This window comes from Sphingopyxis granuli (genome assembly GCF_001559015.1).
GTDB lineage: Bacteria > Pseudomonadota > Alphaproteobacteria > Sphingomonadales > Sphingomonadaceae > Sphingopyxis > Sphingopyxis granuli.
On record NZ_CP012199.1, the window covers coordinates 3,312,337 to 3,325,063 of the forward strand.

Genomic DNA, 12,727 nt, shown 5'->3' on the forward strand with positions numbered 1-12,727 from the left:
CGATCATTTGATGTCACGCTCTAAATGAACCTCTATGCTCCCGCGAAGGCGGGAGTCCAGAGCGGCGAAAAGCCCGCGTCGGCATATGGACGCTCTGGGTCCCCGCCTGCGCGGGGACACGAAAGACATTCAAACGGCATATTTCGACTTTCTCCTCGTACCCGGACCTGATCGGCATATATACCCTTCAGGCAAGCCAGGAGCCGTTCCCCGGCGAAAGCCGGGGTCCACACAGCGCTGCTTCGCATGGACCCCGGCTTTCGCCGGGGAAAAGTGACTTGTCGAAAAGGGGTGATTGCCGACTTGATCCGGGGTGACGATACAGGAACACGCGCCATCGCCCCGTCGCGCATCGTCATGGATTACCGCGATTTAAGGGTAATTTTACAGCTCGCGGGCTAGAGGGGCGCGATGAATGCCACCCTCTCCCCTCCGCTGCTGCTGCTCATCCTGACCAGCGTCGGCATGTCGGCGCTGGCCCAGATGCTGCTCAAGCTGGGGGTGCAGGGCGCACGCGCCACGCGAACCCTGTCCGAAACCATGCTGGCCTATGCCAGTTCGCCCTATCTGATCGCGGGCTTCGCGCTCTATGGCCTCGGCGCGGTGCTGTGGCTGTTCGTCCTCGCGCGCCTGCCGCTGAGCGTCGCCTACCCCTTCGTGGGGCTGGGTTTCATCTTCACGATGCTGATCGGCGCGATGGCCTTTCATGAACATCTGTCGCCCACGCGCATCGCCGGTACGCTGTTGATCGCACTCGGCTGCGTTCTCGTCGCGCAGAGCGCGGGCGGTTCATGATCGGGGCGGCCGCCGCCTGGATCGAAGCCCATTATCGCGGACTGGTCGCAACGCTGATCGCCGCGACGGCCGGCGTGCGCCTGCTCGCCTGGTTCGCGATCGGCGAGCCGCTCGGCAACGACGGTCTCGCCTATTTCCGCATGGCGGAGGCGATGGCAGGCGGGCATTGGCCGGTCGATCAATGGGGACAGCACGCCTTCTATTCGATCGGCTATCCGGCGACGCTGACTCCTTTCTTCGCGCTGTTCGGCGCGAGCGTCGGGACCGCGATCGCCGCGAATCTGGCGCTCGCGGCGGCGAGCGCGGTGCTGCTGGTGCTGCTCGCGCGCGAAATCGCGATGCGACCGCCCTTGATCCTCCTGCTCCTGCTGGTGCACGCCCTGTGGATACCCGGCATCTGGAACAGCGCGATGCTGGCGCGCGAGAATCTGTCGGCGCCGCTCTTCCTGCTCGTCCTGCTCGCGTCTTGGCGGATGCTGCGCGGTGGTGGCAGCACAGCCGCGCTGCTCGCGGGCGCCGCCTATGGCGCGGCGATCCTGACCGGGGGGTCTGCGCTGCCGCTGATCGTCGCGCCGCTGCTCGCGCTGCTGTGGACGGGGGAGCAGCGGGTGCGTCGCGGCCTGCTGGTCGGGGGCGGGGCGCTGGCCCTGCTCATCCCCTGGGCCGCCGCCACCACGGCCATGGTCGGCGCGCCGACGCTCAACACCAATGGCGGCTTCAACCTCTATCTCGGCAACAATCCCGCGGCGACGGGCGCCTTCGTCAGCATCGCCGACACCCCCGCGGGGCCCGAGTGGGAGGAGATGCGCCGCCGGCTCGGCGAGCGCGGGGCGAGTGCCGAACTCGGCGCGCGCGCCATTGCCTATGCCGGCGCGCATCCCGCGCGAACCGCGAGTCTCGGCCTCACCAAGCTCGCGCTGTTCTGGGCGCCGAACGTCCCCGACGCCGCCGATTTCGCGCAGTCGCGCGCGGTGGCGACGGCGCGCTTCGTCGAGGTCGCGCAATATCTGCTCATCCTCGGCTTCGCGCTGTTCGGCCTGCTCGCCGGCGGAGGAACGCCGCGGCAGCGCTGGATCGTCGCGGCGGCGATCGCCGGTTTCTGGACGCTGCACGCCGCCGCCTATGTCATCACCCGCTATCGCGACCCGGCGATCCCCGCGCTGATGCTGTTCGCAGTCGTCGGCTGGGGCATCGCCTGGGACCGGCTGCGCCCCCGCCTGAAGGAGGCGCTCGATGCCGCCGCATGATCCCGCCGAGCCGGCCAAGGTCGCCCTGATCGTCGATCTCGACCGGACGCTGACCCGCGCCGATGTTGCGGTCGAATCGCTCGTGCGCCTGATGCGGCGCAGTCCGACGCTGTTCTGGCAGTTGCTGATCGCGCTGCTGTGGGGCCGCGCCGCGCTCAAGACGCGCCTCGCCCGGCTCGATCCGGTCGATCCGGCGCTGTTGCCGCTGCGCACCGAAGTCGTCGACCTGATCGGCGAAGCGCGCCGCGACGGCCGCCCGGTCATCCTCGCCAGCGCCGCGCACCGGCGCAACGTCGGCCGCGTCGCGCGCCATCTGGGACTGTTCGACCGCTATCTGGGGTCGAGCCGCCGCCGCAACCTGAAGAGCGCCGGGAAGCTGCACGCGATCCGCGCCGCGATCGGCGACGCACCCTTCGACTATGTCGGCGATTCGACCGCCGACCGCGCGATCTGGCGCGAGGCGCGGCGCGCTTACACGGTGGGCGTTCCGACCCGCTCGGCGAACGAGCAGCGCGTCGGCCCGCCCCCCAGGGGCCCGTTTCGCGCGCTGGTGAAGGCGATACGCCCGCACCAGTGGGCGAAGAATGCGCTGGTCTTCGTGCCGCTCGCCACCTCGGGCCACATTCTCGATTTCGTCGCGCTCGGGCAGGCGGCGCTCGCCTTCGTCAGCCTGTCGGTGATCGCGTCGAGCGTCTATCTGCTCAACGACCTGCTCGACATCGACGCCGACCGGCGTCACGCGCGCAAGCGCTCGCGCCCCCTCGCGGCGGGCGATCTCGGCATTCCGCTGGCGCTCGCGATCAGCGGCGCGGCCGCGATCCTGGGCCTCGCCATCGGCTGGTTCCTGCTCGGCCCCGCGACCTTTGCCGCGCTCGCGGCCTATTTCGCACTGACGCTCGCCTACAGCTTCCGGCTCAAGTCGGCGATGATCGCCGACGTGCTCGCGCTCGCCTCGCTCTACACGATCCGCATGATCGTCGGCGCCGCCGCGATCGCGGTTGCGCCGTCGATGTGGCTGCTGATCTTCTCGATCTTCTTCTTTCTCAGCCTCGGTTATCTCAAGCGCTATGTCGAGCTCGACGAAAGCCGCAACGAGCGGCACCAGCTCTTGTCGGGACGCGGCTATGTGCCGTCGGACAAGATGTTCGTCGCGATGGGCGGCGTCGCGTCGGGGATGGTGTCGCTGCTCGTCCTGCTGCTGTTCGCCGCCGAAAAGGGTGAAGGCGGCGAATATGCGCATCCGGCGCTGTTGTGGCTGCTCGTCATCCCGCTGCTCTATTGGCTCAACCGCATCTGGATGATGGCGGGGCGCGGCCAGGTCGACGGCGATCCCGTCGCCTTCGCGCTGCGCGACCGGCGCAGCATCGTCGTCGGCGCCCTGCTCGCGGTCATCGTCGTCGCCGCCAAATATGGCGGCTGACGACAACGCTCGCTTCACACTTTCCTAGAAATCGTACCCCAGCGTCAGGCCGAAGGTCCGCGGCTGGTTGGCGAAGCGCACGACGACGTTGGCGTTGCTGGCGACCGCCGACCAATAATATTTGTTGAACAGATTCTTCGACCACAGCGACAGCGACCAGCCGGCCTGCGACTTCAGGCCAAGACTGGCGTTGACGACGGCGTAGGAATCGACCTTGTAGAGCGGATCGTCCTCGAAAATCGTGTTCGCCTTGCCCTGATAGCGCAGGCTGACCGCGCCATTGGCGCTCAGCGTGTCGGTCACCGGCGTATCGTAGGCCGCGACGATGCTGCCCTGGAAGCGCGGGCTGTAGATGAACTCCGCCCCGTCGAAATTCTCCGGCTGGCCGGCGGCGTTGGTGCCGACATAGTCGATCACGCGGGTCTTCAGCCACAGGCCGTTGGCGGCGATCGTTACGCCCTGCGCAGGGCGCAGCGTCAGTTCGCCCTCGAAGCCATAGGCCTTCGATTTGGGCACATTGTCGAGGCGCGACAGCGCGGTGTAGATCGGATCGGCGAAATAGGTGCTGATCTGCTTGTCCTTATAGTCGTAGTAGAAGGCGGCGAAATTGGCCTGCAGCAGGCGGTCGGCCAGTGTCGCCTTCAGCCCCAGTTCGTAGGCCGTCAGCTTTTCCTGCGTAACCGGGGCGTTCTGGCGCGCCTTGCTCGCCGCGTTGACCGGCGAGGTGCCCGATTTGTAGCCGCGCGAAACCGACGCATAGACCAGCGTGTCGTCGTTCGGCGACCAGTCGAGCACGACGCGCCAGGCGAGGTTGTTCTCGTCCAGCGTCGACACCACCGGACCGAAGCTGTTGGTCGCATCGTCGAAGGTGTTGCACTGCCCCTCTACGATCGGTGCCGGGATGGGCAGCGTGCCCCCCGCCGAGAAGAGGAAGCGGTTCACGATGTTGACGTTCGGCAGCATGCTGCCCTTGTAGTCGCGCGAACAGCCCACATAGTCCTGCTTGTCCTCGGTATAGCGAAGACCGACCGTCAGTTTGAGCTGATCGGTCAGTTCGGCGTCAGCATTTCCGAAGACGCTCCACGTCCTGGTGTTCATCGTGCCGATGTCTTCATAGGTACGGAAGGCCGCCGCCATGTCGGCTGCGGTGTAGCCGCCGGAATTGAACGGCGTGTCGAGCAGGTTGACGCCGGGAACGAGGATATAGGGCACCGCGCGGATGAAGCGCGAGTTCGCATTGTCGCCGAGCATCGTGCGGTTGCTGTCGACGATCTTGTCGTGGCCGTAATAGGCGCCGACCAGCCAGTTCAGCGTGCCGGCCTCGCCCTCGAAATGAACTTCCTGCGCAAAGCTCTTGATGCGGCCGTCGGCCTTCTGCAGCAGGATTTCATAGGGCGCGCCGCTCCAGTCGGACAGCGCCTTGCGCTGGAAATCATTGTAGCTGGTCAGGCTGACGAATTTCACCGCATCGGCGACATCCTGATCGACGCGCAGTTTCAGGCCCCAGAAACGATTGTCTTCGGCGAGGTCGCCGGGCAGTCCGGCACCGCGGCCGACGTCGGCCGATCGCCCTGCCTCGGGCGCCCAATCCGCCTGGCTCGCCCGGGTCGGGAAATTGCCGGCGATATAATCGGCCAGCCCCGGAGCGTTGAAGAGGTGCGATGCGCTGGTCCCCGTCACAGGGTCGGTCGCCGGTGTGAAGCCGATGCCCTGCCCGGCGACCGTGTCCGACTTGTTCTGCCACCAGGTCACCGACAGGTCGATGCTGGTGCCGGGGCCGGGGTCGATCGCCAGCGAGCCCCGGATGCCCAGCTTGTCGACCTTGCCAAGCCGTTCGCCGGGACGCGAGTTGCTGATCTGCCAACCCTTGTCGCTGTTCTCGCTGCGCACCGCGATCCGTGCCGCAATCCCTTCGCCGAGCGGCCCCGAGACGTGGCCCGCGAAATTATAGGTCCGGTAGTTCCCGAGTTCGGCAGTGACGCCCGCGTCGAAATGATCGGTCGGCTTCGCGGTGATGAAATTGATCAGTCCGGCCGTCGTGTTGCGACCATAGAGCGTGCCCTGCGGTCCCTTCAGCACCTCGACGCGCTCGAGGTCCATGATCGGGCCGGTGTTCATGATCGGATAGGCATAGGCGACCTCGTCGACATAGGTGCCGACGGTCGAGGTCGCGGACAGGTTGATCGTGTTGAAGCCGATGCCGCGCAGCGTATAGGTGGGCACGCCCTGATAGCTTTGCGACACGGTGAAGCTCGGCGCCACCGCGGTCAGGTCGCGCACGTCGGTGACGCGCAGGCTTTCCAGCGTCGCGGCGTCGACCGCCTGCACGGCCATGCCGATGTCGTTCAGCGATTCGGCGCGGCGCTGCGCGGTGACGATGATCTCGCCGTCGGCCCGCGCCGTCGTTTCCGCCTCGTCAGCCAGCGCCGACGGCGCAACGGACAGGCCGGCGGCGGTGCCGGCGAGCAGGAACAGTCGATAGGCCTTCATTCGTCATCTCCCTCAAGCGGCTGGCCGATGCGGCTCGTCTTTGCGCGAGCGCCGGCGCGGCCGGACCCTGTCAGAGGATATAATTGCGGCCCCGCTCACAAGCTGGCATCTGTGTCAGTATCGAACCGGGGGGAGGACATGTGACGGACAAACGGGCGCTTTGCTGGTCGGAACTTCCCGCGCTGATCGCCGACGTGCAGGCGATCGGCGACGCGACCGGCCTTTCCTATATCGCCGCGCAGGCCGACCTCGGCGATCCCGAACCGATGGCCGACGAGCACGGCCGCCCCTATGCGGAGACCAGCTTCCGCTGGATCGATCCGGCCTATGCCTATTGGCGCGACCGCAAGCTGGCGCTGCACGTCGCCTTCCTGACCGCGGCGCGGCTGATCGCCGAACCCTTCTATTACAGCGACGGGCGGCTCGGCAGCTGGCGCGCGACCGCGCTGCTCGACGCGGTCGATTGCCAGCAGGCGAAGGAGACCCCCAATTTCGGCGAGGCGATCATCGCGCCAGTCCATCTGCCACGCGGACTGGTCGGCGCCGTCTTCTGGTGCTCGCGCGAGCCGGTCGGGGTCGAGGCGCTGTTCCGCGCGCATGCCGGCACGATGCACAACCTCGCGCTGCGCCTCGTCGCGACGCACAACGAGGCGCGGGGCCGGCCGCGCAACGCCACCGTGCCGCAGACGCTGACCCGGCGCGAGGTGCAGTGCCTGCGCTGGGCCGCCGCGGGCAAGACCGATGGCGAGATCGGCATCATCCTGTCGCTGTCGGTGTCGACGGTGCGCTTTCACCTGCGCAACGCCGCCGCCAAGCTGGGCGCCACCGGGCGCGCGCAGTCGATCCAGATCGCCGCCGGGCTGGGCTTCGTCGGCGCGCAGGCCGCCTGACGCATCCGCCAGCTTGGCCGGGTCGCCGCGCCGTTTAGGAACAGGGCATGGACATCGCACTCGAACCCGATCTTCACGCGTTCCGCGACATGGTGCGCGCCTTCCTGGCCGAGCATCTGACCGAGGAACTGCGCCGCGCCGCCGAGCGCGCGACCAGCGTCTTCATCGATCCCGCCATATCGCTGCCGTGGCAGCACATCCTGCATGCGCGCGGCTGGGCGGCGCCCGACTGGCCCGAACGGTTCGGGGGACCGGGCTGGAGCGAGATCGAGCGCTATGTCTTCGCCGCCGAATGCGTCGCGGCGGGCGCACCGAACCTTGCGCCGATGGGGCTGAAGATGGTCGCCCCGGTAATCATGCATTATGGCTCGCCCGATCAGCAGGCGCATTATCTGCCGCGCATCCTGTCGGGCGAGGATTATTGGTGCCAGGGCTTTTCGGAACCCGGCGCCGGCTCCGACCTCGGCCGGCTTCAGCTTCGCGCGGTCCGCGACGGCACCGACTATGTCCTCAACGGGTCGAAGATCTGGACGACGCACGCCCATTTCGCGAACCGCATGTTCTGCCTCGTGCGCACGTCGAACGAGGGCAAGCCGCAGGCGGGGATCAGCTTCCTGCTGCTCGACATGCAGTCGCCGGGCATCAGCGTCGAGCCGATCCGCACCCTCGCCGGCGAGCATGAACTGAACCAGGTCTTCTTCGACGACGTCCGCGTCCCCGTCGCCAACCGGCTGGGCGAGGAGAATGACGGCTGGTCGGTCGCCAAGCATCTGCTCACCTTCGAACGCGGCGGCAAATATGCGCCGACGCTGATGGGACAGCTTCGCCGCCTGCGCGGCCACGACGTGCCCGACCCGGTGATCCGGGCGCGGCTCGACCGCGAGGCGGTGACGCTGCGCGCGTTGCAGGCGCTGGAGATGAAGGCGATGCGCGGCCTTGGCGGCGGCGCGGCGCTCTATGCCTCGGCGCTCAAGCTGTTCGGCACCGAAGCGGCGCAGCGCATCGACACGCTGGCGTGCGAAATCGCCGGTCCGGCGGCGTGGAGCGAAGCCGACGGCCACACGCCGCCGAGCCTTGCGGTCGCGGTGCCGCGCTATCTGAACGGGCGCGCGGCCACCATCTATGCGGGATCGAACGAAATTCAGCGCGACCTGATCGCGCGCCAGATTCTCGGCTGACCGCCGCCTTCAGGCCGCCGCCTCGGCAAAGCGCGCGAGATGCGCGGCCTGCGGCCCCATCGCTGCCGCGATTCCCAGCGCACGCTTGAAACGGCTGCCGAGCGCCAGTTCCTCGGTCAGCCCCATCGCGCCATGGATCTGCACCGCGCCTTCGCCGACGATCCGCACCGCGTCCTGCACCTCGACGCAGGCCGCACCGACCGCGGCGGCGCGCGCCGCCTCGTCGCCGTCCACCGACAGCACCGCCAGCTCGGTGAGCGCGGCCGCCTTCATCAGTGCGAGCTGCATGTCGGCGCAGCGATGGCGCAGCGCCTGAAACGAGCCGATGGGCACCCCGAATTGCCGGCGCTGCCCCATATAGGCGGCGGTATCGTCGATCATGCGCCGCATCAGCCCGACGGCCTCGCCGCACCGTCCCGCCAGCACCATGTCGGTGACGATCTCGGTCGCCGCGCGCGCCGCTTCCCCCCCGGCAAGCGCTTCGACCTTGGCGGGATCGGACGCAAAGCCCAGGTCGGCGGTGACGCCGCCGTCGAGCATGATCCGGTGGCGCTGTTCGACGCGGTCGGGGTCGGCGGCGACGAGCAGAACCGCCTGCGGATCGGCGACGACGAACAGGTCGGCCTCGGCCGCGCCGGCGACCAGCGTCGCCAGTCCGCGCAGCCGCCATCCCCCGTCCGCCGCCTCAACGATCGGCATGGCGGCGGCTGTCGCCGGACAGACCAGCGCCGCCCGCTGCCGCCCCTCGGCCAGCGCCCCCAGTGCAGCGTGACCCGGCGCCAGACGCCCGACGAGCCAGGTCGCCGCCGCGTGCGAGAGCCAGTCGGCACCCACCAGCGCCGGTCCCAGCTCCGCCATCAGCAGCGCCGTCTCGACCGCGCCGCCGCCGAAGCCGCCCGCCGCCTCGGGGATCGTGACGCCGCCGAGGCCGAGCGCGGTCAGGTCGGCCCACCCCACCCGTTCCCTGTCGGCAAGGAAGCGCTGCACGCTGTCGCGCAACATCTGGCGTCCGGCATCGAGCGGAAGGTCGAGGCCCGCCATCGTCACCCGGCCCGTGCCGCGACGAGATCATATCGGCATGCCGTCATCGTCGTCTCTCCAATCGCTTCCGTGCCGGCGCGGCGCATGCGGCCGCCCTTTTCCATTGAGATCATGCCGCTTTGGTCCACGATGCTCTAGCTGGCGAGCGTGTCAGGTCGCGCCGTGGCTAATCGCGGCTTAATCATCGCTACAAGCGCTCGTTAATGGCCATATGACCACTTACGCAACATCATCGAACGAGCCGGTTGGGCGGCTCCTTGGCTGGCTGGGGCTCAAATCCGCGCGGGGGCACGACGATGCCCCCGGTGCGGTGGCGGCCCAAATGGGTGAGGCGCGCGACCGCCCCCATGAAGTGCGAAGTCAACTCGCCCATTCGATCATGTCCTTCCTTCTCGACAACGACCTCGATATTTCGCCCGCCAACCTCGTCCTGGCGCATGGCGCCTTTTCCGGAACCAACCCCAAGCTTGCGCGCCAGTTCGCGGCGCGATCGCAATCGGCAGAGGGGATCACCCAGCCCTGGCTCGATGAGCTGGTCGCACAAGAACCCGAGCAGCAGGGACGCGCCGACCTCGACCGGCTGATGGCCAAGCTCGAAACCGATCTCGACAGTTTCCAGGCCAGCACCCGGCAGGCGCGCAGCGTCACCAGCGATTATGGCGTCGAGCTGGCGCAGCATGTGTCCGACCTCGAACAGGTCGAGAAGACGGGGCGAATCGTCTCCAACCTCGCCGTGCTGGCGCGCACGATGCTCGAACGCACCCGCAAGGCCGAGGACGACATGCACCGGAGCGAGGAGGAGGCGAAGGCGCTTCGTCGCAGCCTCGCCCGCGCCAAGCGCGATGCCGAGATCGACTATCTGACCGGCCTGCCGAACCGCCGTGCCTTCGAGGCGCTGCTCGATCGCCACCATGGCGAAGCGCGCGCGGCGTGCGAGGCGCTGAGCGTCGCCTTTTGCGACATCGACGAATTCAAGAAGATCAACGACGTGCACGGGCACGACGCCGGCGACCGGGTCATCAAGATGATCGCCGACACGCTCGCCCACATCTCGAACGACCATTGCCATGTCGCGCGCCACGGCGGCGAGGAATTCGTGATGCTGTTCCGCGGCCTGACGCCGAGCGAGGCAGCGAAGCAGCTCGACGACGCGCGCGAGCGGCTGTCCGCGCGCCGCCTGATCAACCGCAAGACCGACGAGCCGTTCGGGCAGATCACCTTTTCCGGCGGGGTGGCCGACGTCTTCGGCTATGCTGATCCGCGCGCGGCGCTGAAAGCCGCCGACGAAGCGCTCTACCGCGCCAAGGAAAGCGGGCGGAACCGCATCGAGATCGCCGCCTGACGAGCCCGGGGCCGTCAGTCGTGGCGGCTCCAGCGCGCGAAGATCGCGGTGGGCAGCAGCAGTCCGCGCGCCTCCTCGCGCACCGCGAGTTCGCCGCATTCGACCTTGCCGGGCAGATCGGCGAATAGCTGCGCCAGCAGTTCGCCGATCGCCAGCGCCGACATCCGCACCGCATAGACGGTGAGGAACAGCGCGCGGCTGTCGGCGTCGAGCAGGTGGCGGCAATCGGCGAGCAGCGGCGCCAGCCCCTCCTCGATCTGCCAGCGCTCGCCGTTGGGGCCGCGCCCGAACTTGGGCGGGTCGAGCAGGATGGCGTCGTAGCGCCGTCCGCGCCGCACCTCGCGCGCCGCGAACTTGCCGGCGTCGTCGACGATCCAGCGGATCGGCCGTTCGGCTATGCCGGCGAGCGCGGCATTCTCGCGCGCCTGCGCGACCGATTTCTTCGAGGCGTCGACATGCGTGACCGCCGCACCGGCAGCCGCGAGCGCCTGGCTGCCGACCCCGGTATAGCCGAACAGGTTGAGGAAGGCCGGATCGGTCTTGCCCGCGACCTGTTCGCGCAGCCAATCCCAGACCGGCGCCATGTCGGGAAAGAAGCCCAGGTGGCGAAAGGGCGTGCAGCTTGCGGTGAAGCGCGCCTCGCGCCAGCCGAGCGGCCAGCCTTCGGCGGGCACGGGGCGGTGATAATACCAGCGCCCCCCGCCATCCTCGTCCGACGCGGGGACGAACTCGCCATCGGCCTTGTCCCATTCGGCCTGCGGCAGCGCGGGCTGCCACATCGCCTGCGGTTCGGGGCGGATGAAGCGATAGCGGCCATAGCGTTCGAGCTTGCGCCCGCAGCCGCTGTCGACCAGCCCATAATCCTCCCACGCGTCCCCGACGAGCGTCGCCAGGGGCAGCAGGTCAGCCACGGGCGGCTTCCGCCAGGATATGCGCCTTCACTGCGTCATAGTCGCCGGGCAGCTTGCTGTAGCGCTCCTCGCGCTCGAACAGGTTGCCGAGCCGCGGCGGCAGCGCCGGACGCACCCCGGTCGCGCGTTCGACCGCGTCGCGGAACTTCGCGGGATGCGCGGTCGCCAGCGTGACGACGGGTACGTCACCGTCGATCTCCAGCGCGCGCGCGGCCGCGAGGCCGACGGCGCTGTGCGGATCGATGATCTGCCCGCCCCGTTCCTGCGCCCAGCGCAGCGCCAGCGTCATGCCGTCGGCGTCGATGCGCGCGCTCGAGAACAGCGCCTGCGCGCCGGCGCGCATGTCGGCGGGGATCGTCATCGCGCGGCTGCGGTCGAATTCGGCCATCATCCCGGCGATCGCCGCGCCGTCGCGGCCCGACAGGTCGAACAACAGCCGCTCGAAATTGCTGCTGACCTGGATGTCCATGCTCGGCGTCGCGGTCGGGGTGACGGCGCCCGCGCTGTAATCGCCGCTGGTCAGCGCCCGGTGGAGAATGTCGTTGACGTTGGTCGCGACGACCAGCCGCGCGATCGGCAGCCCCATCTGCGCCGCGACATAGCCCGCGAAGACGTCGCCGAAATTGCCGGTCGGCACGCTGAATGCAACCGGCCGCTCAGGCGCGCCGAGCCGCACGGCGGCATAGAAATAATAGACGACCTGCGCCATCAGCCGCGCCCAGTTGATGCTGTTCACCGCCGACAGCGTCAGCTGACCCCGCGCCTCGGCATCGCCGAACAGCCGCTTCACCATCGCCTGCGCATCGTCGAAACTGCCGTCGATCGCGATATTATGGACGTTAGGCGCGAGCACAGTGGTCATCTGCCGCCGCTGGACGTCGCTGACCCGGCCTTCGGGGTGGAGCATGAAGATGCGGATATGGTCGCGTCCCGCGACCGCCTCGATCGCCGCCGATCCGGTGTCGCCCGAGGTGGCGCCGACGATCGTCAGCTCGGTCTCGCCGCCGCGCAGGAAGGTTTCGAAAAGCTGCCCGAGCAGTTGCAGCGCCACGTCCTTGAACGCCAGCGTCGGGCCGTGGAAGAGTTCGAGCAGCCAGTGGCGATGGTCGAGCTGGACGAGCGGCGTCACCGCATCGTGCCCGAAGCGGCCGTATGCGGCCTTGCACAGCCCGCGCAGTTCGTCCTCGCTCAGCACGCCGGCGACGAAGGGTGCCATCACGCGCACCGCCGTCTCGACATAATCGAGCCCCGCGAGCGCCCGGATCGCGTCGGTCGTCATCCGCGGCCAGCGCGCGGGCACATAGAGGCCGCCGTCGTCAGCGAGGCCGGCAAGCGTGGCGGCACGAAAGTCGAGGGTCGGCGCGGAGCCGCGGGTGCTGATATAATCCATCTCGGCCATGCGCCCTAACGGCG

At 68.4% G+C, this 12,727-nt stretch carries 10 protein-coding genes; 6 read left to right on the forward strand and 4 right to left on the reverse strand.

Annotation, left to right across the window (positions count from 1 at the left end; all coding sequences use genetic code 11):
* The first annotated feature begins 411 nt into the window (after window positions 1–411).
* The 3 genes from SGRAN_RS15120 to SGRAN_RS15130 are packed head-to-tail and all read left to right on the forward strand — an operon-like array spanning window position 412 to window position 3,462.
* Entirely contained in the window at window positions 412–795 is a 384-nt protein-coding gene (locus SGRAN_RS15120; protein ID WP_067185013.1) for a DMT family transporter, read from the forward strand.
* A complete protein-coding gene (locus SGRAN_RS15125) occupies window positions 792–2,042 on the forward strand; it encodes a hypothetical protein (RefSeq protein ID WP_067185016.1) in 1,251 nt (416 codons plus the stop codon). Before SGRAN_RS15120 ends, SGRAN_RS15125 begins: the two co-directional genes overlap by 4 nt.
* Window positions 2,029–3,462, forward strand: a complete 1,434-nt coding sequence (locus tag SGRAN_RS15130; RefSeq protein WP_067185019.1) for a UbiA family prenyltransferase — start codon at window positions 2,029–2,031, stop codon at window positions 3,460–3,462. The genes SGRAN_RS15125 and SGRAN_RS15130 overlap by 14 nt, the downstream gene beginning before the upstream one ends.
* A 24-nt stretch (window positions 3,463–3,486) precedes the next feature.
* On the opposite strand, the gene SGRAN_RS15135 is transcribed toward SGRAN_RS15130, so the two are convergent.
* Window positions 3,487–5,952 (reverse strand): TonB-dependent receptor, encoded by a 2,466-nt coding sequence (locus tag SGRAN_RS15135; RefSeq protein ID WP_067185022.1) that lies wholly within the window; start codon window positions 5,950–5,952, stop codon window positions 3,487–3,489.
* Window positions 5,953–6,092: 140 nt separating this feature from the next.
* Between SGRAN_RS15135 and SGRAN_RS15140 the strand changes: the two genes are divergently transcribed.
* Together SGRAN_RS15140 and SGRAN_RS15145 are read left to right on the forward strand one after the other, a co-directional pair.
* Entirely contained in the window at window positions 6,093–6,842 is a 750-nt protein-coding gene (locus SGRAN_RS15140) for a helix-turn-helix transcriptional regulator (protein ID WP_067108863.1), read from the forward strand.
* Window positions 6,843–6,889: 47 nt separating this feature from the next.
* Complete coding sequence (locus tag SGRAN_RS15145) at window positions 6,890–8,020, forward strand: acyl-CoA dehydrogenase family protein (protein WP_067185025.1); 1,131 nt, start codon at window positions 6,890–6,892, stop codon at window positions 8,018–8,020.
* Between the two features lie 9 nt (window positions 8,021–8,029).
* Here SGRAN_RS15145 and SGRAN_RS15150 read toward each other — a convergent pair whose 3' ends face one another.
* Window positions 8,030–9,061 (reverse strand): acyl-CoA dehydrogenase family protein, encoded by a 1,032-nt coding sequence (locus tag SGRAN_RS15150; protein WP_067185028.1) that lies wholly within the window; start codon window positions 9,059–9,061, stop codon window positions 8,030–8,032.
* Between the two features lie 211 nt (window positions 9,062–9,272).
* Here SGRAN_RS15150 and SGRAN_RS15155 point away from each other — a divergent pair, with 211 nt between their 5' ends.
* On the forward strand, window positions 9,273–10,403 hold the full coding sequence (locus tag SGRAN_RS15155) for a GGDEF domain-containing protein (protein ID WP_237233531.1): 1,131 nt from the start codon (window positions 9,273–9,275) through the stop codon (window positions 10,401–10,403).
* Window positions 10,404–10,417: 14 nt separating this feature from the next.
* Here SGRAN_RS15155 and SGRAN_RS15160 read toward each other — a convergent pair whose 3' ends face one another.
* Together SGRAN_RS15160 and thrC are read right to left on the reverse strand one after the other, a co-directional pair.
* The gene (locus SGRAN_RS15160) at window positions 10,418–11,302 is read right to left on the reverse strand and encodes a class I SAM-dependent methyltransferase (protein WP_067187113.1); all 885 of its coding nucleotides are present in this window, start codon (window positions 11,300–11,302) and stop codon (window positions 10,418–10,420) included.
* A 4-nt stretch (window positions 11,303–11,306) separates the two neighbouring features.
* A complete protein-coding gene (thrC, locus tag SGRAN_RS15165) occupies window positions 11,307–12,704 on the reverse strand; it encodes a threonine synthase (protein ID WP_067187112.1) in 1,398 nt (465 codons plus the stop codon).
* Window positions 12,705–12,727 lie beyond the last annotated feature (23 nt).

Coding starts and splice junctions, on each gene's coding strand:
- SGRAN_RS15120 (WP_067185013.1), top strand. CDS start 412: ATGAATGCCACCCTCTCCCCTCCGCTGCTGCTGCTCATCCTGACCAGC.
- SGRAN_RS15125 (WP_067185016.1), top strand. CDS start 792: ATGATCGGGGCGGCCGCCGCCTGGATCGAAGCCCATTATCGCGGACTG.
- SGRAN_RS15130 (WP_067185019.1), top strand. CDS start 2,029: ATGCCGCCGCATGATCCCGCCGAGCCGGCCAAGGTCGCCCTGATCGTC.
- SGRAN_RS15135 (WP_067185022.1), bottom strand. CDS start 5,952: ATGAAGGCCTATCGACTGTTCCTGCTCGCCGGCACCGCCGCCGGCCTG.
- SGRAN_RS15145 (WP_067185025.1), top strand. CDS start 6,890: ATGGACATCGCACTCGAACCCGATCTTCACGCGTTCCGCGACATGGTG.
- SGRAN_RS15150 (WP_067185028.1), bottom strand. CDS start 9,061: ATGGCGGGCCTCGACCTTCCGCTCGATGCCGGACGCCAGATGTTGCGC.
- SGRAN_RS15155 (WP_237233531.1), top strand. CDS start 9,273: ATGACCACTTACGCAACATCATCGAACGAGCCGGTTGGGCGGCTCCTT.
- thrC (WP_067187112.1), bottom strand. CDS start 12,704: ATGGATTATATCAGCACCCGCGGCTCCGCGCCGACCCTCGACTTTCGT.